This window comes from Shinella sp. 1A1 (assembly GCF_055379515.1).
On record NZ_AP039671.1, the window covers coordinates 381,166 to 400,570 of the forward strand.

The following is a 19,405-nucleotide window of genomic DNA, read 5'->3' on the forward strand; positions in this document are numbered from 1 at the left end:
GCGAAGGCCGGGTTTTCCAAATCCGTGGCTGGCGCTCTTTTTACTGAGCAGCCGGCTGTTCCGTCGTGGTGCCCTGCGTCGCGCCGCCCTCGGCCGGAGCTGCGCCCTCGGTCGCGGTTGCCGCGCCGCCTTCGGCCGGGGTCGCCGCGCCGTCCTGCGTTGCCGCAGCGCCGCCCTCAGCGGGGGCTGCACCTTCCGTCGCGGCCGCGCCTTCGCTCGAAGCGGTCGGCAGCGGCGCCGGATTGTCGGAGAGCGTGCGCAGATAGGCGATCAGGTTGGCGCGCTCGTCGTCCTTCTTGAGGCCGGCGAAGCCCATGGCGGTGCCCGGAACGTGCTTCTTCGGCGCTTCGAGGAAGAAGTTCAGGTGGTCGAAGTCCCAGACGACCTTGTGGCCTTCGGAGAAGGTGGTCATGCCTGCGGAATAGCTGAAGCCCTCATGCGAGGCGATCGGGCGGTTGACGACCTCCCAGAGGTTGGGGCCGACCTTGTTCGGTCCGCCCTTCTCCCCGGTGTGACAGCTCGCACACTTCTTGAAGACGGTTTCGCCTGCGCCCGCGTCGGCGCTGGCGAGCAGGGTCGCGATCGGAACGGCCTTCGCGGCTTCTTCGCCGCCCGCTGCCTCGCCGCCCGTTTCCTCGGCCACGATCGCGAAGCCTTCCTTCTCGGGAGCGCCCGAATGGAAAATGCCTTCAGAAGCGATCGACACGGACATCAGTACGAAGACGGTGCCCAGAAGGGCACCCACGCCCATGTTCACATAAGAGTTCATCCAAACGCTCCCCTAGCAACCGGCGGACCTGACACCGGCCAGTCTTGAAATCGCGCGGAACCTATGTCTTTTGCTGCTTCGTTGCAACAGTGATTGTAGCCCCCGCACTGAGACTTATTGACACTTTTCCAGGGGGTTTTGAAGGGCCTGAGATGAATCGCGCCAATTTTGACAAGAGCCTCGTCCTCATTCCTGCGCGCATGGCCTCGACCCGGCTTCCCGGCAAGCCGCTCGCCGACATTGCGGGCCTGCCGATGATCGTGCAGGTTGCGCGCCGGGCCGCCGCGGCCGATGTCGGCCGTGTCGTCGTCGCCGTCGATCACCAGGACATCTTCGACGCCGTCGTCGCGGCGGGCTTTGCCGCGGTGATGACCCGGGTCGACCACCAGTCCGGCTCCGACCGCATCCACGAGGCGCTGACCAAGAGCGACCCGGAAGGCCGCGCCGAGTTCGTCATCAACGTCCAGGGCGACCTGCCGACCATCGACCCGGAAACCATCCGCGCCGCCCTGCGCCCGCTGGAGAACGCCGCGACCGATATCGCGACGCTGACGACCGAGATCCGCGACGAGCACGAGAAGACCAATCCCAACGTGGTCAAGATCGTCGGCTCGCCCATCGGCGAAAGCCGCCTGCGCGCGCTCTATTTCACGCGCGCGACCGCGCCCTACGGCAATGGCCCGCTCTACCACCACATCGGCCTTTATGCCTATCGCCGCAAGGCGCTGGAGACCTTCGTGACGCTGCCGCCCTCGACGCTGGAAAGGCGGGAATCGCTGGAGCAGCTTCGGGCGCTGGAGGCCGGCATGCGCATCGATGCGGAGATCGTTGACACCGTTCCGCTCGGTGTCGATACTCCCGCCGACCTCGAAAAGGCCCGCGCGATGCTCGCCGCCCATCCCATCTGACACGGATACCTGCCATGATCACGAAGACCAACAAGATCGCCTTCCAGGGCGAGTTCGGCGCGAATTCCGACATGGCGAGCCGCGACATGTTCCCGAACATGGAGCCGCTGCCCTGCCAGACCTTCGAGGATGCGTTCCTTGCCGTCGAGAACGGCGATGCCGATCTCGGCATGATCCCGATCGAAAACACGATTGCCGGCCGCGTCGCCGACATCCATCATCTCCTGCCGGAATCGCGCCTGCACATCGTCGGCGAATATTTCATGCCGATCCGCTTCCAGCTCATGGTCCTGCCGGGCGTGACGAAGGACGAGGTGCGCACGGTCCACAGCCATATCCACGCGCTCGGCCAGTGCCGCAAGATCGTCCGCCTCAACGGCTGGAAGCCGGTGATCGCCGGCGACACGGCGGGCGCAGCCAAGCTCGTCTCGGAGACCGGCGACCGCACCATGGCGGCGCTCGCCCCGCGCCTTGCCGCCGACCTCTACGGCCTGTCGATCATTGCCGAGAATGTCGAGGACACGGAAAGCAACGTCACCCGCTTCGTCGTGCTCTCGCGCGATCCGGTGCCGGTCGTGCGCGACGGCGACGAGACCATCGTCACCACCTTCGTCTTCAACGTGCGCAACATCCCAGCCGCGCTCTACAAGGCGATGGGCGGCTTCGCCACCAACGGCATCAACATGACGAAGCTGGAAAGCTATCAGATCGGCGGCAAGTTCTACGCCACGCAGTTCTATGCCGATATCGAGGGCCATCCGGACGACCTGCCGGTGCGGCGCGCGCTGGAGGAGTTGCGCTTCTTCTCGGAAAAGGTCCGCATCCTCGGCACCTATCGCGCGCATCCGATGCGCAGCGCGTTCTGAGCGATTCGCCGGGAACTTGACGATCGTCAGGCGGCGCGGAACCGCGCCGCCGCGCGGGCATTTTCCATGGAAAGGAGATGCCCATGCGCACGATCACCTATATTACCATTCTCGTATCGATGATGGTGAACGCCGTCGTCTTCGGTGCCGGCGCCATCGCCATCCTCACCGTCCCGGTCCTCAACGAGCACGCGAAATACCTGCTGCCGGCCTGGATCGTCGTCACCTTCCTCGTCAGCCCGGTCATCGCGCGCTTCATGGCGCCGAGCCTCAGGCTGCGCGAGCATCCCGGCGACCAGCCGCATCTCGGCCTGCGCTGATCAGCCGTCCCAGTCGAGCCAGTCGCGCATCAGCCGGTGCGCGATGGCGCCCTTCGGCGGCGGCGTCGTCATGCCGGGCGCGACGCCCGACAGCGCGCCGCGCGCCACCATCGCCGCGGTCTCCTCGCGGGTGAACCAGCGGCAGTCCTCCAGTTCCGTTTCGTCGCGGCGGATGTCGAAGGAGATCGCCTCGCCATAGCAGCCGATCATCAGCGAATGCGGCATCGGCCAGGGCTGCGAGGCGTGGTAGCGCACGCGGCCGACCCGGATGCCGGATTCCTCGAAGGTTTCGCGGCGCACGGTATGCTCGATCGTCTCGCCCGGCTCCAGGAAGCCGGCGAGGCAGGAATACATGCCCTCCGGGAAATGCGGCGAGCGGCCGAGCAGGCACAGGTCCCGCTCGAGATCGATGACCAGCATGATCGCGACCGGGTCGGTGCGCGGAAAGATCGTGTGGCCGCAGGCCTCGCAGACGCGGCGGTAGCCGCCGATCTCCGAGCGGGTCGGTGAGCCGCACTTGCCGCAGAAGCGGTTGTTGCCGTTCCAGGTCATCAGGCTGGAGGCCTGGGCGAACTGGCCGAGCAGGTCGTCGTCGAGCATCTGCTGGCGGTAGAGCGTGCGCCCGTCGGCTGCCTTCAGCGGCTCCTGCAGCGTATCGGGATCGGCCTTGACGGGGATCGCCAGCCGCGGCTCGCCGTTCTTCAGGTAGCCGAGCAGGATGGCGTCCTCCGGCATCGGGCCAAGCTCGGCGAGCTCGTAGGGGGCGAAGAGCGGATCGATGATCTTCTCGTCGTGCTTGACGACCAGCTTGCCGCCGGCCAGCGCGAAGGCATGCACGTTCTGCGCCCTGAAAGCCTGCTCCAGGCAGTCCGGCGCACGGTGCTCCGACTGGCGGTCGAGGCTGTTTTCCGCAAAGGCCACCATGGTGCTGGGTTCCGGATGCGGGCGGTAGAGATCGAAAAGCGATGGCTTCATGGGGTCAGTGCGTCCAGCAGTTTGGCGGCAAAGGCCTTGGTTTCCTCGGCCGAGCGCGGCTCGGCGGTGCCGTGGCCCCAGATGGGGCCGGGCCAGTTCGGGTCGCCCTCGCTGCGCGCGACGACATGGACATGGAGCTGGCGGACGATGTTGCCGAGCGCGCCGGTGTTGATCTTCGTCGCGCCAGTCACCGTCTTCAGCGCCTCGGCCACGAGATTGGTCTCGAAGGTCAGCATGGTCTGGTCGAGCGGCGTCAGGTCGAAGACCTCGCTGACATCCGCGCGCTGCGGCACGAGCACCAGCCACGGCCAGCGCCTGTCCTTCATGAGGCGCAGCTCGCACAGGCCGATCCTCGTTACGAGATCGCTGTCGCGAACCAGCCGTTCGTCAGGTCGAAAATCGCTCAAGGGGTCCTCCCGAATGCTCATTGCAACGCACTACCAGCAAAAGCGTAAAGCGGATTTACGTCCGGTACAGACGATTCATGCCACGCACCCGATTTCGCTCCAACAGTTTTTTATCGCCTCCGCTTGCATTCGGATGGAATATTGCCGATATGGGGAGCGGGAGGTTGGTGGTGGACGAGCCACTCGCCAACCGGGTCAGGTCCGGAAGGAAGCAGCCCTAACGAGCCCCGGCACGGGTCATCGTGCCAGCCTCCCACCTTTCCGTCCTGTCGGGACAGACGTTCGATTAACGGCAGGGTCGATGAGCGACGCAACCTCAAATCCGTCCACCGAGAAGCCGGCCGCCTACCGGGTGCTTGCCCGCAAGTATCGCCCGAAGGACTTCTCCGACCTCATGGTCGGCCAGGAGCCGATGGTCCGCACGCTGACCAACGCCTTCGAGACCGGCCGCATCGCCCAGGCCTACATGCTGACCGGCGTGCGCGGCGTCGGCAAGACGACGACCGCCCGCATCCTCGCCCGCGCGCTGAACTACAAGACGCCCGAGATCGACAAGCCGACCATCGACCTTCGCGTGCCCGGCGAGCACTGCCAGGCGATCATGGAAGGCCGCCATGTCGACGTCATCGAGATGGACGCCGCCTCCCATACCGGTATCGACGACATCCGCGAGATCATCGAGCAGGTGCGCTACCGCCCCGTCTCGGCGCGCTATAAAGTCTATATCATCGACGAAGTGCACATGCTCTCCACGCAGGCCTTCAACGGCCTCTTGAAGACGCTCGAAGAGCCGCCGGAGCATGTGAAGTTCATCTTCGCGACGACGGAAATCCGGAAAGTGCCGATCACCGTCCTGTCGCGCTGCCAGCGCTTCGACCTGCGCCGCATCGGCGCGTCGGATCTCGTCGGCCTCTTCACCACCATCCTCGGCAAGGAAGGCGTCGAATTCGAGCCGGATGCGCTCGCCATGGTCGCCCGCGCCGCCGAAGGCTCGGCGCGTGACGGCCTGTCGCTGCTCGACCAGGCGATCGCCCATGGCGCGGGCCGTGTCGAGGTGGAGGCCGTACGCTCCATGCTCGGCCTTGCCGACCGCGCCCGCATCGTCGACCTCTTCGAACACATCGTGAAGGGCGACGCGGCGGCGGCGCTGGCCGAGTTCGCCGCACAGTACGAGGCGGGCGCCAGCCCCTCGGTCGTGCTGACGGACCTTGCCGACTTCACTCATCTCGTCACCCGCATGAAATATGTGCCCGACGCTGCCGGCGACCAGTCGCTGAGCGAGATCGAGCGCACGCGCGGCGTCGAATTCGCCAATTCCATCGCCGTCACCGCGCTGTCGCGCATGTGGCAGATGCTGCTGAAGGGCATCCCGGAAACGGAGGCCTCCAGCCGCCCTGCGGGCGCTGCCGAGATGGTCATCATCCGCCTTGCCCACGCCGCCAACCTTCCCTCGCCGGAAGAGGCCGCGCGTCGGCTCGCCGAGCTTTCGAGCGGCGAGGGCGGTGGCAATGGCGGGCGTGCGCCGCAATCCGGCGGTTCTTCCGGCCAGCCCTCGGCGCAGGCGTCCGTTTCCGCCGTCGCGCGCCAGCCGGATGCACCGCTGCGCGCCCAGTCGAACGGCGCGACTATGCTGCGCGCCGTGCCGCAGGCCGAGTCGGCGCCCCAGCCCGTCGGCCGCACCGAGGCCGCGCCTGCCGAACAGCCGGCCGTCACGCCGAAAGTGCCGGTCCAGTCGATCTCCGACATCGCCGATCTCTGCACGAAGAACCGCGACATCCGCCTGCGCGCCCTCGTGCGCGCCTTTGTGCGCCCCGTCAGCGTCGAGCCCGGCAAGCTGGAAATCGGCCTTGCTCAGGATGCCCCCAAGTCGCTTATCCCCGATCTCCAGAACCGGCTTCTGGAATGGACCGGCATCCGCTGGCTGGTGATCCTTTCGCGGGAGGCCGGCGGGCCGACCCTGTCGGAAGCCGAAACCATGGCGCAGGAAGCGCGCGTCGCCGATGCCCGCCAGGATCCCGACGTCGCCGCCATCCTGCAGCGCTTCCCGGGCGCCAAGATTACCGACGTGCGCATCAAGGTGCAGGAGACGGAAGACGAGGCCGAGACCGTCGAGGCCGTGGCCGCTGCCGAATCCGCCGAGGGCGACATCCTGCCCGGCGACGATATCGAACATTAAATAATTAGAGACGAAGAGGAGAGGCCGATGCGCGACATCATGGGCATGATGGGCAAGGTCAAGGAAATGCAGGCCAAGATGGAGAAGATGCAGGAGGAGATCGCCGCGCTCGAAGTGAGCGGCACCTCCGGCGGCGGCCTCGTCTCCGTAACGCTCGACGGCAAGGGCACTCTCAAGGGCCTGAAGATCGACCCCTCGCTCTTCAAGGAAGACGATGTCGAGATCCTCGAGGACCTGATCGTCGCCGCCCACAAGGACGCCAAGGAAAAGGCGGAAGCTCAGGCCGCCGAGAAGACCAAGGCGCTGACCGCCGGCCTGCCGATCCCGCCCGGCTTCAAACTGCCGTTCTGATCCTGTAGGTTTAGGGCTCAGAGGAGGAATTCCCATGAGCCTGACGACCCTGCTTGTCTTTGCCGGCGCGCTGATGATGGCGGCCGGCTCGCCCGGCCCGAGCATCGCCGCTCTGGTCGCCCGCGTCTTGTCCCGCGGGCCGAGGGATGTGCTTCCCTTCCTCGCCGCCATGTGGATCGGCGAGGGCGTCTGGCTCACCTGCGCCGTGCTCGGCCTTGCCGCCATTGCCGAGACCTTCCAGGCCGCTTTCGTCGCCATCAAGTGGCTCGGCGTCGCCTACCTGCTCTATCTCGCCTGGAAGATGTGGTCCGCGCCGACCGATACGGGCGAGGAGGCCTTGCCCGAGGCGCGCTCGGGCGTAAAGCTCTTCTTCGCCGGGCTGACGGTGACGCTCGGCAATCCCAAGATCATGATGTTCTATGTCGCGCTGCTGCCGGCGATCATCGATCTTGGCGCCGTCACGCTCGCCGGCTGGGCGGAGCTGGTGGCGACCATGTTCGTCGTGCTCGTCGCCATCGATCTCGCCTGGGTCTTCCTCGCGTCGCGCGCCCGGCTGTTCCTGAAAAGCCCGCGCGCCGTGCGCATCGCAAACCGCGTCAGCGCCGGCACCATGGCCGGTGCTGCGGCCGCCATCGCCACCCGCTGATCAGCCGGTGAGCGCCGCGCGCAGCTTGTCGTTGATCGGCGCGGCGAGGTAGCGGAGGCGGTCCTCCTCGGCAAGGTTCTTGCCATAGGTGCGCAGCAGTTCCGGCATGGTGACGGGCTCGCCGTCGAAGGGCGTGTAGGTTACGGCATCGCCGGCCTGGATGACGCCGTCGCGCAGGACGCGGCAGTAGAAGCCCGGCCGGCCAGCCTGCATGAAGCGTTTCGCAAAGGCCGGATCGCCCATCCGGGCGGTCAGCGTGTTGCAGGGGATGCGGGTGGAGGTCACTTCGAGGAGCACGCTCTCCGTCTCGAACCGGTCGCCGACGGACACGCTGCGGCTGTCGACGCCCGAGATGACGAGGTTTTCGCCGAAGGTGCCGGGCGCGACGGTCCGGCCGAGCTCCTTCGACCACCAGTCGAGATCGACGGAGCCGAGGCCGTAGACCGCCTGTTCCGGCCCGCCATGGTGCTTGCGGTTGCAGATGGCGTCGCCGAGAAGGCCCTCGCGGTCGACGACCACGGCAGCCTCGGTCGACGTCTTGAAAATGCCGGTCTTGTAGCTTTTGCCGGGAACCGGCCGGGCAAGGCTCGTGCATACCGCGACTATCCTGATCAGCGCTGCCTCCCGCGAGGTGGATTCCGTTTCCCCTTGATATGGGCTAGATACCGGCAATGGCAAAACGAGTCACCGGCCCCGAAATCGAAAAACTCATCCAGCTTCTGGCGAAGGTGCCGGGCCTCGGGCCCCGCTCGGCGCGCCGCGCGGCGCTGCATCTCGTCAAGAAGAAGGACCAGCTTCTCGGCCCCCTCGCCGAGGCGATGGGCGAGGCGCATCGCAAGGTGCGCATCTGCTCCTGCTGCGGCAATGTCGATACCAGCGATCCCTGCACGGTCTGCACGGATGTGCGGCGCGACCAGTCGGTCATCATCGTCGTCGAGGACGTCTCCGACCTCTGGGCGCTGGAGCGGGCGGGCGCGATGAACGCGGCCTACCACGTTCTCGGCGGCACGCTCTCGCCGCTCGACGGCGTCGGGCCTGATGATCTCAACATCCGCGGCCTCGTCGACCGGGTGGCGAAAGGGGACGTGCGCGAGCTGATCATCGCCGTCAACGCCACCGTCGAGGGCCAGACGACGGCGCATTACATCACCGACCAGCTCGCCGGCCTCGACGTGAAGATCACGCGGCTCGCCCATGGCGTGCCGGTCGGCGGCGAGCTCGACTATCTCGACGAAGGCACCCTGACGGCGGCGCTGCGCGCCCGCACGGCGATCTGAGGAAGGTTTTTGACGATGCTTGGATGGCTGCGGCGTTTCACCCCCCTCTGCCCAGCCGATCTCCCCCACAAGGGGGGAGATCGGCTGGGGGCGAGGCGGTGCCACGATTCAATCTCCCCCCCTGTGGGGGAGATGCCCGGCAGGGCAGAGGGGGGTATCGCAACCCGCCTCGTGCTCGCAATTGCCATGACCCTTGCCGCTCTTCCCGCCCATGCCGCCTCCAAGGCCGAGGTGGAGAAGATGTTCCGCGCCTGGATCGACAAGGACCTCTGGCCGTCCGCGCAGAAGGCCGGCGTCGGCGAGAAGACTTTTCGCGCTGCGATGGAGGGTGCGACACTCAACTGGGACCTGCCCGACCTCGTTCCGCCCGGCTCCAGGCCGAAGAAGGAGCAGGCGCAGAGCCAGGCGGAGTTCTCCTCGCCGGGCGCCTATTTCTCCGAAAAGCGGCTACAGAGCCTCGCCGGCCGGGGAGGCGGCCTTGCCAAGACCCATGCCGCCACGCTGCGCAGGATCGAGAAGCGCTTCGGCGTGCCGGGCGAGGTCGTCCTTGCCGTTTGGGGCCGCGAATCCGGCTTCGGCAGCGCGAAGATCCCCTATTCGGCCGTGGACGTGCTGGCGACGAAGGCCTTCATGTCGACGCGCAAGGACATGTTCCGCAAGGAGCTGATTGCCGCGCTCCATATCGTCGACGGCGGCGACCGCACGGTGGACCAGCTCAAGGGCTCCTGGGCCGGCGCGCTCGGCCAGCCGCAGTTCATGCCGACGAGCTTCCTGAAATATGCCGTCGATTTCGACGGCGACGGCGTGCGCGACATCTGGGGCTCGGTGCCGGACAGTCTTGCCTCCATCGCCAACTACCTGGCGCAGAAGGGCTGGCAGGCCGGCCGCGGCTGGGGCTACGAGGTCTCCATTCCGGACGGCGTCTCCTGCGCGCAGGAAGGCCCGGACCTCGCCAAGCCGATCTCGGCCTGGGCATCGGGCGGCATCACACGCATTTCCGGCAAGGCGTTTCCCTCGGCAGAGGCGAAGGCATCCGGCATGATGCTGGTGCCGGCGGGAACGCACGGGCCGGAATTCATCGTCACGCCGAATTTCTACGTGATCAAGGAATACAACAATTCCGACCTCTACGCCCTTTTCATCGGCAATCTCGCCGACCGCATCGCCTTCGGCAGCGGCCCGTTCCGGGGCGAATGGGGCGATGTCGGCAAGATGCTGCGCTCGGACGTGCTGGCCATGCAGAAGGCGCTCGTCGCCAAGGGCTACGATGTCGGCAAGGTCGACGGCCTGCCCGGCTACAAGACGCGCCGTTCGCTTGGCGACTGGCAGGCCAAGAGCGGGCTCGCGCCGACCTGCTACCCGGATGCCTCGCTGAAATCCCGGCTTCGCTGACACTTGAGGCGGCTCCGCCTCAATGGATTTCCATCTGCTGCTTGAACCGCTCGTATTGATGCGGGACGATCGTCTGCCGCTCGATCATGCGGTGGACGCGCGGCGGCTCGGTGCCGCGATGCAGGAGGCTCAGCTTCTCGCCGTTGGCGGCGTCCGCATGGGTGCGGCGCTGGTTGTGGCGCACATATTCCACCCAGGTAGGCACGTGGTAGGTCTCCGTCCAGACCGTCGGATTCTCGAGATCGCGCATCAGGGCCCACTGGCCGGCGCCGTCGCGGATGCGGATGCGCCGCCGCTCGGTCATGGTCTCCAGGAATTCGGGGATGTCCGCTTCCGCGATCTCGTAGTCGATGAGGATGACGATAGGCCCGCTGCGCGGCTTCAGGTCGAGCGGCAGGTCCGGTTCGCTGAAGCGGCCCAGCGGATCGACATTGAGGCTCTGCAGTTCCGGCAGGCCGTAGCGAAGGCCGAGCGCCGCGCCGGCGATCATGACGACGGCGGAGGCGAGAAGCGCGGCCTGCGCGCCATGCGTGTCGGCCGTCGTGCCCCAGATCCAGCTTCCGGCGGCGATGCCGCCGAAGGTCGTCGTCTGGTAGAGCGAGAGCGCGCGGGCGACGACCCAGCGCGGCGTCGAGAGTTGCACGGTCGTGTTGAACAGAGAGAGCGCCATCACCCAGGAGGCGCCGGCGATCAGGAGCACCGCGCCGGTGAGGATGGCGGACGAGCTGAGCGCGCAGACGCTCGCACTCACCGCAAAGCCGGTGAAGGCAAGACGCGCGATGGTCTCGCTGGTCAGGCGCTCGCGCACCGCGGCATTCATCAGCGCGCCGCTGATGGCGCCGAGCCCGAAACAGCCGAGCAGCACGCCGAAGGTGAGTGGCCCGCCGGCCACGAGGTCGCGGGCGATCAGCGGCAGCAGCGAGAGGATGGAGCTGGTCGCAAGGCCGAAGGCGAAGCCGCGCAGCAGCACCTTGCCGATGTTCGGCGACATGGAGACGTAGCGCAGGCCCGCCGAGATGGCGCGGCCGAAATCCTCGCGCGGCAAGGCGCGCGGCGAGATGTTGGGCTTCCAGCGGAAGAGCGCATAGAGCAGGGCGAAATAGCTGAGCGCGTTGGCGGCGAAGGCCGCCGCCGCGCCCGCCGCCGCGACGATCACGCCGCCGATGGCGGGGCCGACGCTGCGGGTGATGTTGAAGCCCATGCTGTTGAGCGAGACGGCCGCCGGCAGGTCCTCGCGCGGCACCATGTCGCCGACCGAGGCCTGCCAGGCCGGGTTGTTGAGCGCGGTGCCGCAGCCGATCAGGAAGGTGAAGGCGAGAAGCAGCCAGGGCGTGATGAGGCCGTACCACGCAAAGACCGTCAGCGCGATCGAGACCGCGAACATGAAACACTGCGCCGTCAGCATCAGCCTGCGCCGGTCGAAATTGTCGGCAAGTGCCCCGGCGGCAACGGAGAAGAGCATGATCGGCAGGGAAGTCGAGGCCTGCACCAGCGCGACCATGTTGGCCGAGGAGGAGATCGAGGCCATCATCCAGGCCGCGCCGACGGACTGGATGAGCCCGCCGAAATTGGAGATCAGGCTTGCCGCCCAGATCAGCCGGAAGGTTTCGTTTCGGAAGGGGGCGAGGGGGGATGTCCGGTCCGGCACGATGGGCACTCATTCTCGACGCAGTGTTGTGTGCAATCTAGTCCATGGGACGAAAGCGGCAAGCCGGTGGCGGCGATTGTCTCGAAACTGTTCGTTTGTGGATTGGGCCGCCCCTCACCCTAGCCCTCTCCCCGCAGGCGGGGAGAAGGTGGCCGGCAGGCCGGATGAGGGGTCATCATTGGGCGCTGGTGGGGACGGACGGAATGCCGAACTTGCAATTCCGGCGAACCCGGTCTATATCACCCTCAAATTCTTGATCGTCAGATGAAGAGTGGGCCCGCGAGGACCCGCTCTTTTTTATTGCCCCGATCAAGCGCATCATAACGACTTTCCCGGGAGGGCATGTCATGACCGACACGACCCAGACAGAAATCGCCGCCGAGCCGCGGCTCGTCGTCGAGACCGGCCTCGACCGGCGCGTTGCCGACATCATCGAGCCGACCATCGAGCAGATCGGCTACCGCCTCGTGCGGGTCCGGCTTTCCGCGCAGAACGGCGCGACGCTGCAGATCATGTGCGAGCGCCCGGACGGCACGATGACCGTGGAGGACTGCGAGCAGGTCTCCATGGCCGTCTCGCCGGTGCTCGACGTTGAGGATCCGATCGACAAGGCGTATCATCTGGAAGTGTCGTCGCCCGGCATCGACCGGCCGATGGTCCGCAAGTCGGACTTTTCGCGGTGGCTCGGCCACCTGCTGAAATGCGAGACGTCGATCCTCGTCGACGGGCGCAAGCGCTTCCGCGGCAAGATCGTCGCGACCGACGAGAACGGTTTCACGCTGGAACGCGACCAGCCCGCCGCCGGCGACGAGCCGACGGTCGTCATCCCCTTCACGGCGCTTGCCGAGGGCCGGCTGATCCTGACCGACGAGCTGATCCGCGACGCGCTGGCCGCCGACAAGAAGGCGAAGGCGGCGCAGGCCGCCAACCAGAACGACGAAGACGGCGACGACGAAGAATAGTTTGTGAGTGCGTTCCGCCCTTGCGGCGGAGCGGAGAGGACGGAACCGGAGCGGCGCGCCGCCCCATAGATGCCGGCGGCAAGGCCCCGGCTCGAGACCATGGAGACCTGAGACAATGGCAGTCAGTGCGAACCGGCTTGAGCTTCTGCAGATCGCGGATGCCGTGGCCCGTGAAAAGGTCATCGACCGCGAGATCGTGCTTGCCGCGATGGCCGACGCCATCCAGAAGGCGGCCCGCTCGCGTTACGGCACGGAATCCAACATCCGCGCCGACATCAATTCCAAGACCGGCGAAATCCGCCTCCAGCGCCTGCTGGAAGTCGTCGAGCACGCCGAAGATTACTCGACCCAGATCCCGCTGGAACTGGCGCGCGACCGCAACCCGGACGCCAAGCTCGGCGACTTCATCGCCGACCCGCTGCCGCCGATGGATTTCGGCCGCATCGCCGCCCAGTCGGCCAAGCAGGTCATCGTGCAGAAGGTGCGCGAAGCCGAGCGTGACCGCCAGTACGACGAATACAAGGACCGCATCGGCGAGATCGTCAACGGCACGGTCAAGCGTGTCGAATACGGCAACGTCATCGTCGACCTCGGCCGCGGCGAAGGCATCATCCGCCGCGACGAGATGATCCCGCGCGAGAACATGCGCTACGGCGACCGCGTCCGCGCCTATGTCTACGACGTGCGCCGCGAGCAGCGCGGCCCGCAGATCTTCCTGTCGCGTACCCATCCGCAGTTCATGGTGAAGCTCTTCACCATGGAAGTGCCGGAAATCTACGACGGCATCATCCAGATCAAGTCGGTCGCCCGCGATCCGGGCTCGCGCGCCAAGATCGCCGTCATCTCGAACGACTCGTCGATCGATCCGGTCGGCGCCTGCGTCGGTATGCGCGGCTCGCGCGTCCAGGCCGTCGTCGGCGAACTGCAGGGCGAGAAGATCGACATCATTCCGTGGTCGCAGGACCCGGCCTCCTTCATCGTCAACGCCCTGCAGCCGGCGGAAGTCGCCAAGGTCGTTCTGGACGAGGATGCCGAGCGCATCGAAGTGGTCGTTCCGGACGAGCAGCTCTCGCTCGCCATCGGCCGTCGCGGCCAGAACGTGCGCCTCGCCTCGCAGCTCACCGGCTGGGATATCGACATCCTGACGGAAGCCGAAGAGTCCGAGCGCCGCCAGAAGGAATTCAACGAGCGCACCAACCTCTTCATGGAATCGCTCGACGTCGACGAGATGGTCGGTCAGGTTCTGGCTTCGGAAGGCTTCGCCGCCGTTGAAGAGCTTGCCTATGTCGATCTCGACGAAATCGCCTCCATCGACGGCTTCGACGAAGACACGGCCCAGGAAATCCAGACCCGCGCCCGCGAATATCTCGAGCGCATCGAGGCCGAGATGGATGCCAAGCGTAAGGAACTCGGCGTCGCCGACGAGCTGCGCCAGATCGACGGCATGACGGGCCAGATGCTCGTCGCCCTCGGCGAGGACGGCATCAAGACGATCGAGGACTTCGCCGGCTGCGCCGCCGACGACCTCGTCGGCTGGACCGAACGCAAGGACGGCGAGACGAAGAAGTTCGAGGGTCTCTTCTCGAAGTTCGAGGTCTCCCGCGCCGAGGCCGAGGCCATGATCGTGCAGGCCCGCCTTGCGGCCGGCTGGATCACGGAAGAGGACCTCGCCACCGAGGAAGAGGCCGTGGAAGGCGCCGAGCAGGACGCCTGACCGGCGTCCCGCGCGGTTCGACATGCCGTTGGCCACGTTGCACAGCGGTTTGCGTTGGCAAGAGCGGAAACCTATATGGGCAAGAAGGACGACGGCGTGAACGACCGCATGTGCATCGTGACGCGCGAAAGCGGCGATGCGGATGACCTCATCCGCTTCGTCGCAGGTCCCGACGGCAGCGTCGTGCCGGACCTCAAGCGTGAACTCCCCGGACGTGGATGCTGGGTGAAAGCCGAACGGGCGATCGTCGACAAGGCGGTCGCCAGGAAGCTTTTCGCGCGTGCGCTGAGGGCGGACGCCAAGGCGGGCCCGGAGCTCGGGGCCGATGTGGACCGGCTTATCGCGGCCCAGCTCGGCGGCATGATGAACATGGCGCGCAAGGCCGGCCAGTTCATCACCGGCTCGACGAAGGTCGACCAGGCGGTGCGCTCTTTGGCCGCCCTTGCGGTGTTCCATTCGACGGACGCGGCAGAGGACGGCGTGAGAAAGATAGACCAGGCGAGGAAGGCTGCAAGCTTCCTCACCGAGGACGAAACGGAAATACCCTCCTTCAGGCTCTTCTCCGAGGGCGAATTGGAGGGCCTTTTGGGCCAGAATGCTTTTATCCATGCCGCAGCGCTTGCAGGGCAGGCGGGTGAGGGTGTAGTGAAGCGCGCAATCATGCTCGAAAAATACCGGGGCGGCGCCCGGGTGGGGGCACATGGCGGCGCTGGCCAGCCAAACCAATGACGCGGTCACCGGCTTTCGCCGGCCGCTATCGCATTGGACGAAAACAATTGAACGACAGGGTCTGGTGATACGCATCCGGCCCTGATCTTAGGAACGGAACGGAATGACCGACAACAAAGACGACAAGACGATCAGCGTGGCGGGCAAGAAGACCCTGAGCCTGAAGCCTTCCGGCGTCCAGCAGGGCACCGTGCGCCAGGACATGGGTCGTGGCCGCACGAAGGCCGTTGTGGTCGAGACCCGCAAGCGCCGCATCAACCGCCCGGAAGACGAGCGTCCCGTGACCCCGGTCGCGCCGGTGCAGCGCCAGCCCGAGCCGCAGCAGTCGCGTCCCGTGCAGCAGCCCTCGCGCCCGGCCCACCAGCCGCAGGCCGAGCAGAGCCGCCCGCGCGTCGGCGTCGTGCTGAACCAGCTTTCGCCCGATGAGGTCGAGGCCCGTCGCCGCGCGCTTGCAGAAGCGCAGATCCGCGACGCCGCCGAAGCGCGCCAGCGCGCCGAGGACGAGGCCCGCCGCAAGGTGGAAGAGGAAGCCCGTCAGAAGGCCGAGGAAGAAGCCCGCATCATCCGCGAGAAGGAAGAGGCCGAGCGCCGCGCCGCCGAGGCCGCCGCACCGGCGCCTGTCGCCGCGGAAGAGGTTGTCCCGCAGCCGGTGGCAAAGCCCGCCGCTGCCACGGAGGCCCGCCCGCAGCCCGGCCGCACGCCGGTCCCGGCGCCTGCCGCAACCCCGCTCGCCGGCCGTGGCCGCCGCGAAGCCGATGAGGACGATGACAAGCGTCCGCGCGGTGGCGCGCCTGCCAACCGCGGCGCCGTCAAGCGCCCGGAGCCGGCAAAGGTCCCGGCCCGTCCGAAGGCCGACGACGGCCGCCGCCAGGGCAAGCTGACGCTGACCACCGCGTCGAGCGACGAGGACGGCGCGCAGCGCGGTCGTTCGCTGTCGGCCATGCGCCGCCGCCAGGAGAAGTTCAAGCGCAGCCAGATGCAGGAGACCCGCGAAAAGGTCATGCGCGAAGTCATCCTTCCGGAAACCATCACCATCCAGGAACTGTCGCAGCGCATGTCCGAACGCGCCGTCGACGTCATCAAGTACCTGATGAAGGAAGGCCAGATGATGAAGCCCGGCGATCTGATCGACGCCGACCTGGCTGAACTCATCGCCGGCGAATTCGGCCACACGGTCAAGCGCGTCTCGGAATCCGACGTAGAAGAAGGCATCTTCAACGTCGCCGACGAAGAAGGCGATCTGGAATCCCGCCCGCCGATCGTGACCATCATGGGCCACGTCGACCACGGCAAGACCTCGCTGCTCGACGCCATCCGCCACGCCAACGTGGTTGCCGGTGAAGCCGGTGGCATCACGCAGCATATCGGCGCCTACCAGGTCGAGCAGGACGGTCACAAGATCACCTTCATCGATACGCCCGGCCACGCCGCCTTCACCGCCATGCGTGCCCGCGGCGCGCAGGCGACCGACATCGCGATCCTCGTGGTGGCGGCCGACGACAGCGTGATGCCGCAGACGATCGAGTCCATCAACCACGCCAAGGCGGCTGGTGTTCCGATCATCGTGGCGATCAACAAGGTCGACAAGCCGACGGCGGACGTCCAGCGCGTTCGCACGCAGCTCCTCCAGCACGAGGTCTTCGTCGAATCCATGGGCGGCGAGACGCTCGACGTGGAAGTGTCGGCCAAGAACGGCACGAACCTCGACAAGCTGCTCGAAGCCATCCTGCTGCAGGCCGAAATCCTCGATCTCAAGGCGAACCCGAACCGCACGGCGGAGGGCGTCGTCGTCGAAGCCCAGCTCGACCGCGGCCGTGGCTCCGTGGCGACGGTTCTCGTCCAGACGGGTACGCTCAAGCCGGGCCAGATCATCGTCGCCGGCGACCAGTGGGGCCGTGTGCGCGCGCTGGTCAACGACAAGGGCGAACACGTCAAGGACGCCGGCCCCTCCATGCCGGTCGAGGTTCTCGGTCTTTCCGGCACGCCGGCTGCGGGCGACAAGTTCGCGGTCGTCGAGAACGAAGGCCGTGCCCGCGAGATCTCCGAATACCGCCAGCGCCTCGCCCGCGAAAAGCAGGTGGCGCGCCAGACGGGTTCGCGCGGCTCGCTCGAGCAGATGATGAACCAGCTCCAGAATTCCGGCCTCAAGGAATTCCCGCTGCTCATCAAGGGCGACGTGCAGGGCTCCATCGAAGCCATTGCCGGCGCGCTCGACAAGCTCGGCACGGACGAGGTGCGGGTCCGCATCGTCCATTCCGGCGCCGGCGCCATCACCGAGTCGGACATTTCGCTCGCCGAAGCGTCCAACGCCGCCATCATCGGCTTCAACGTCCGTGCGAATGCGCAGGCCCGCTCGCTTGCCGAGCGCCAGGGCATCGAGATCCGCTACTACAACATCATCTACGACCTGGTGGATGACGTGAAGGCGGCGATGTCGGGTCTCCTGTCGCCGGAGCGCCGCGAAACCTTCCTCGGCTACGCCGAGATCCTCGAGGTGTTCAACATCACGAAGATCGGCAAGGTCGCGGGTTGCCGCGTCACGGAAGGCAAGGTCGAGCGTGGTTCGGGCGTCCGCCTCGTGCGCGACAACGTCGTCATCCACGAAGGCAAGCTCAAGACGCTCAAGCGCTTCAAGGACGAGGTCTCGGAAGTCAATGTCGGCCAGGAATGCGGCATGGCCTTCGAGAACTACGAAGACATCCGCGTCGGCGACCAGATCGAATGCTTCCGCGTGGAGCACGTCACGCGCACGCTGTAAGCTGCCGGCGATCAGATCATCATGCGGGCGCCGGACATTTTCGGCGCTCGCATTTTTTTGAAGGTGACCACCATGACCAGAGCAACATCCTCGGCGCCGTCGCAACGCATGCTGCGCGTGGGCGAGCAGGTGCGCGCGGCGATCACCCAGGTGCTCCAGCGCGGCGAAGTGCGCGATCCGCTGTTGGAGAAGACCGTGATCTCCATCTCGGAAGTGCGCATGTCGCCCGACCTGAAGCACGCGACCGCCTATGTCACGCCGCTCGGCGTGAAGGACCACGAGGCGGTGATCGAGGCGCTGAACCGCAATGCGAAGTTCATCCGCGGCCGTCTCGGCCCGCAGCTTCGCCAGATGAAGTACATGCCGGACGTGCGCTTCCGCGACGATACCAGCTTCGACAATTACAAGAAGATCGACGACCTCCTGCGTTCGCCGGAAGTCGCCCGCGATCTTGACGCCGAAGACGGCGACGACGATCAATAATCCAGGATACAGATGTCCAGACCCCGCAAACCCAAGGGCCGGCCGGTTTCCGGCTGGCTGATCCTCGACAAGCCGTTCGACTTCGGCTCGACCGAGGCCGTCTCCAAGATCAAGTGGCTGTTCAAGGCGCAGAAGGCCGGCCATGCCGGCACGCTCGATCCGCTCGCCTCGGGCATGCTGCCGATCGCGCTGGGCGACGCCACCAAGACCGTTCCCTATGTCATGGACGGCCGCAAGATCTACGAATTCACGGTGACCTGGGGCGAGGAGCGCACGACGGACGACCTTGAGGGCGAGGTGACTGAGACATCCGGCAAGCGCCCGACCGCCGACGAGATCACCGCGATCCTCGGCGACTATACCGGCGTCATCCGGCAGGTTCCCCCGCAGTTCTCCGCCATCAAGATCGACGGGGAGCGCGCCTATGACCTCGCCCGCGAAGGCGAGACGGTCGATATCCCCTCCCGCGAGGTGGAGATTCACCGCCTGACGCTGATCGGATCGGACGAAAATACGGCCGCCTTCGAGGTCGAATGCGGCAAGGGAACCTATGTGCGCGCGCTCGCCCGTGACTTCGGCCGCCAGCTCGGCTGCTACGGCCATATCTCGGCGCTGCGTCGCACCTTCGTCGCCCCCTTCGGCGAGGACGACATGGTGCCGCTGGCGGACCTGACGGCACTGGAGAAGATCGAGGACGACGCAGAACGGCTTGCGGCGCTCGACGCCTTCCTCATCGATACCGGCGAGGCCCTGTCGAGCCTGCCGCAGATCGTCGTCAACGACGACCAGGCGCACCGTCTTCGCATGGGCAACCCGATCATCGTTCGCGGCCGCGATGCGCCCGTTTCGGCGGACGAGGCCTATGCCACGGCGCGCGGAAAGCTGATCGCCATCGGCGAGATCGGCGGCGGCGAGTTCCGTCCCAAGCGGGTTTTCGCAGGCTAATAATCGGGGGGCGGAACGAAACGCCTCCGACTTGATTTCACCACAAGCTATTGGCTTTATGGGCCGGCGAGGTCCGTTC

General features: G+C 66.4%; 19 protein-coding genes and 1 other RNA gene. 15 read left to right on the forward strand and 5 right to left on the reverse strand.

Features of this window, described 5'->3' with window-relative positions; translation table 11 throughout:
- Window positions 1-40: 40 nt before the first annotated feature.
- Window positions 41-769 (reverse strand): c-type cytochrome, encoded by a 729-nt coding sequence (locus ACZ48C_RS01955; protein WP_464782042.1) that lies wholly within the window; start codon window positions 767-769, stop codon window positions 41-43.
- A gap of 152 nt (window positions 770-921) precedes the next feature.
- On the opposite strand from ACZ48C_RS01955, the gene ACZ48C_RS01960 reads away from it, so the two are divergent.
- The 3 genes from ACZ48C_RS01960 (at window position 922) to ACZ48C_RS01970 (ending at window position 2,863) form a co-directional block, all read left to right on the forward strand.
- Window positions 922-1,677 carry a 3-deoxy-manno-octulosonate cytidylyltransferase gene (locus tag ACZ48C_RS01960; RefSeq protein WP_464782043.1) on the forward strand — a complete coding sequence of 252 codons (756 nt, stop codon included), beginning with the start codon at window positions 922-924 and terminating at the stop codon, window positions 1,675-1,677.
- A gap of 14 nt (window positions 1,678-1,691) precedes the next feature.
- Entirely contained in the window at window positions 1,692-2,543 is an 852-nt protein-coding gene (locus ACZ48C_RS01965) for a prephenate dehydratase (RefSeq protein ID WP_119257615.1), read from the forward strand.
- 83 nt (window positions 2,544-2,626) lie between these two features.
- Window positions 2,627-2,863 (forward strand): hypothetical protein, encoded by a 237-nt coding sequence (locus ACZ48C_RS01970; RefSeq protein ID WP_318910874.1) that lies wholly within the window; start codon window positions 2,627-2,629, stop codon window positions 2,861-2,863.
- Here the strand turns inward: ACZ48C_RS01970 and nudC are convergent, their stop codons facing one another.
- Together nudC and ACZ48C_RS01980 are read right to left on the reverse strand one after the other, a co-directional pair.
- Entirely contained in the window at window positions 2,864-3,838 is a 975-nt protein-coding gene (gene nudC, locus ACZ48C_RS01975) for an NAD(+) diphosphatase (RefSeq protein ID WP_119257616.1), read from the reverse strand.
- Window positions 3,835-4,266 carry an HIT family protein gene (locus ACZ48C_RS01980; protein ID WP_318910879.1) on the reverse strand — a complete coding sequence of 144 codons (432 nt, stop codon included), beginning with the start codon at window positions 4,264-4,266 and terminating at the stop codon, window positions 3,835-3,837. The genes nudC and ACZ48C_RS01980 overlap by 4 nt, the downstream gene beginning before the upstream one ends.
- 138 nt (window positions 4,267-4,404) lie before the next feature.
- Here ACZ48C_RS01980 and ffs point away from each other — a divergent pair.
- From ffs to ACZ48C_RS02000, 4 genes are all read left to right on the forward strand, one after another.
- An RNA gene (gene ffs, locus ACZ48C_RS01985) (signal recognition particle sRNA small type) lies at window positions 4,405-4,502 on the forward strand.
- Window positions 4,503-4,546: 44 nt separating this feature from the next.
- The gene (locus ACZ48C_RS01990) at window positions 4,547-6,421 is read left to right on the forward strand and encodes a DNA polymerase III subunit gamma/tau (RefSeq protein ID WP_464782044.1); all 1,875 of its coding nucleotides are present in this window, start codon (window positions 4,547-4,549) and stop codon (window positions 6,419-6,421) included.
- Between the two features lie 27 nt (window positions 6,422-6,448).
- The gene (locus ACZ48C_RS01995; RefSeq protein ID WP_318910883.1) at window positions 6,449-6,772 is read left to right on the forward strand and encodes a YbaB/EbfC family nucleoid-associated protein; all 324 of its coding nucleotides are present in this window, start codon (window positions 6,449-6,451) and stop codon (window positions 6,770-6,772) included.
- A gap of 34 nt (window positions 6,773-6,806) precedes the next feature.
- The gene (locus tag ACZ48C_RS02000) at window positions 6,807-7,418 is read left to right on the forward strand and encodes a LysE family translocator (protein ID WP_119257620.1); all 612 of its coding nucleotides are present in this window, start codon (window positions 6,807-6,809) and stop codon (window positions 7,416-7,418) included.
- Here ACZ48C_RS02000 and ACZ48C_RS02005 read toward each other — a convergent pair whose 3' ends face one another.
- Window positions 7,419-8,030: an MOSC domain-containing protein gene (locus ACZ48C_RS02005; protein WP_464782760.1), complete on the reverse strand. Its 612-nt coding sequence runs from the start codon at window positions 8,028-8,030 to the stop codon at window positions 7,419-7,421.
- 59 nt (window positions 8,031-8,089) lie between these two features.
- Between ACZ48C_RS02005 and recR the strand changes: the two genes are divergently transcribed.
- Both recR and ACZ48C_RS02015 read left to right on the forward strand, forming a co-directional pair.
- The gene (recR, locus tag ACZ48C_RS02010; RefSeq protein ID WP_424549230.1) at window positions 8,090-8,695 is read left to right on the forward strand and encodes a recombination mediator RecR; all 606 of its coding nucleotides are present in this window, start codon (window positions 8,090-8,092) and stop codon (window positions 8,693-8,695) included.
- A gap of 186 nt (window positions 8,696-8,881) precedes the next feature.
- Window positions 8,882-10,087 (forward strand): lytic murein transglycosylase, encoded by a 1,206-nt coding sequence (locus ACZ48C_RS02015; protein WP_464782045.1) that lies wholly within the window; start codon window positions 8,882-8,884, stop codon window positions 10,085-10,087.
- Window positions 10,088-10,106: 19 nt separating this feature from the next.
- Here ACZ48C_RS02015 and ACZ48C_RS02020 read toward each other — a convergent pair whose 3' ends face one another.
- A complete protein-coding gene (locus tag ACZ48C_RS02020) occupies window positions 10,107-11,735 on the reverse strand; it encodes an MFS transporter (RefSeq protein ID WP_464782761.1) in 1,629 nt (542 codons plus the stop codon).
- Between the two features lie 347 nt (window positions 11,736-12,082).
- Between ACZ48C_RS02020 and rimP the strand changes: the two genes are divergently transcribed.
- From rimP to truB, 6 genes are all read left to right on the forward strand, one after another.
- Window positions 12,083-12,697 (forward strand): ribosome maturation factor RimP, encoded by a 615-nt coding sequence (gene rimP, locus ACZ48C_RS02025; protein ID WP_119257623.1) that lies wholly within the window; start codon window positions 12,083-12,085, stop codon window positions 12,695-12,697.
- A gap of 115 nt (window positions 12,698-12,812) precedes the next feature.
- Window positions 12,813-14,411 (forward strand): transcription termination factor NusA, encoded by a 1,599-nt coding sequence (gene nusA, locus ACZ48C_RS02030; RefSeq protein ID WP_119257624.1) that lies wholly within the window; start codon window positions 12,813-12,815, stop codon window positions 14,409-14,411.
- 75 nt (window positions 14,412-14,486) lie between these two features.
- Window positions 14,487-15,140 (forward strand): RNA-binding protein, encoded by a 654-nt coding sequence (locus ACZ48C_RS02035; protein ID WP_119257625.1) that lies wholly within the window; start codon window positions 14,487-14,489, stop codon window positions 15,138-15,140.
- Between the two features lie 103 nt (window positions 15,141-15,243).
- Window positions 15,244-17,898: a translation initiation factor IF-2 gene (gene infB / locus ACZ48C_RS02040; RefSeq protein WP_464782046.1), complete on the forward strand. Its 2,655-nt coding sequence runs from the start codon at window positions 15,244-15,246 to the stop codon at window positions 17,896-17,898.
- A gap of 72 nt (window positions 17,899-17,970) precedes the next feature.
- On the forward strand, window positions 17,971-18,381 hold the full coding sequence (rbfA, locus tag ACZ48C_RS02045; protein WP_119257772.1) for a 30S ribosome-binding factor RbfA: 411 nt from the start codon (window positions 17,971-17,973) through the stop codon (window positions 18,379-18,381).
- Window positions 18,382-18,393: 12 nt separating this feature from the next.
- Entirely contained in the window at window positions 18,394-19,326 is a 933-nt protein-coding gene (gene truB / locus ACZ48C_RS02050) for a tRNA pseudouridine(55) synthase TruB (RefSeq protein ID WP_464782047.1), read from the forward strand.
- The last annotated feature ends 79 nt before the right edge of the window (window positions 19,327-19,405 follow it).

Excerpts from the sequence above, each read along its gene's own strand:
- ACZ48C_RS01960 (WP_464782043.1), top strand. The coding sequence starts at position 922 with ATGAATCGCGCCAATTTTGACAAGAGCCTCGTCCTCATTCCTGCGCGC.
- nudC (WP_119257616.1), bottom strand. The coding sequence starts at position 3,838 with ATGAAGCCATCGCTTTTCGATCTCTACCGCCCGCATCCGGAACCCAGC.
- ACZ48C_RS02000 (WP_119257620.1), top strand. The coding sequence starts at position 6,807 with ATGAGCCTGACGACCCTGCTTGTCTTTGCCGGCGCGCTGATGATGGCG.
- ACZ48C_RS01995 (WP_318910883.1), top strand. The coding sequence starts at position 6,449 with ATGCGCGACATCATGGGCATGATGGGCAAGGTCAAGGAAATGCAGGCC.
- truB (WP_464782047.1), top strand. The coding sequence starts at position 18,394 with ATGTCCAGACCCCGCAAACCCAAGGGCCGGCCGGTTTCCGGCTGGCTG.
- rimP (WP_119257623.1), top strand. The coding sequence starts at position 12,083 with ATGACCGACACGACCCAGACAGAAATCGCCGCCGAGCCGCGGCTCGTC.
- ACZ48C_RS01955 (WP_464782042.1), bottom strand. The coding sequence starts at position 769 with ATGAACTCTTATGTGAACATGGGCGTGGGTGCCCTTCTGGGCACCGTC.
- ACZ48C_RS01990 (WP_464782044.1), top strand. The coding sequence starts at position 4,547 with ATGAGCGACGCAACCTCAAATCCGTCCACCGAGAAGCCGGCCGCCTAC.
- ACZ48C_RS01970 (WP_318910874.1), top strand. The coding sequence starts at position 2,627 with ATGCGCACGATCACCTATATTACCATTCTCGTATCGATGATGGTGAAC.
- ACZ48C_RS02035 (WP_119257625.1), top strand. The coding sequence starts at position 14,487 with ATGGGCAAGAAGGACGACGGCGTGAACGACCGCATGTGCATCGTGACG.
- recR (WP_424549230.1), top strand. The coding sequence starts at position 8,090 with ATGGCAAAACGAGTCACCGGCCCCGAAATCGAAAAACTCATCCAGCTT.
- ACZ48C_RS02015 (WP_464782045.1), top strand. The coding sequence starts at position 8,882 with ATGACCCTTGCCGCTCTTCCCGCCCATGCCGCCTCCAAGGCCGAGGTG.
- nusA (WP_119257624.1), top strand. The coding sequence starts at position 12,813 with ATGGCAGTCAGTGCGAACCGGCTTGAGCTTCTGCAGATCGCGGATGCC.
- ACZ48C_RS01980 (WP_318910879.1), bottom strand. The coding sequence starts at position 4,266 with ATGAGCATTCGGGAGGACCCCTTGAGCGATTTTCGACCTGACGAACGG.
- ACZ48C_RS01965 (WP_119257615.1), top strand. The coding sequence starts at position 1,692 with ATGATCACGAAGACCAACAAGATCGCCTTCCAGGGCGAGTTCGGCGCG.
- infB (WP_464782046.1), top strand. The coding sequence starts at position 15,244 with ATGACCGACAACAAAGACGACAAGACGATCAGCGTGGCGGGCAAGAAG.
- rbfA (WP_119257772.1), top strand. The coding sequence starts at position 17,971 with ATGACCAGAGCAACATCCTCGGCGCCGTCGCAACGCATGCTGCGCGTG.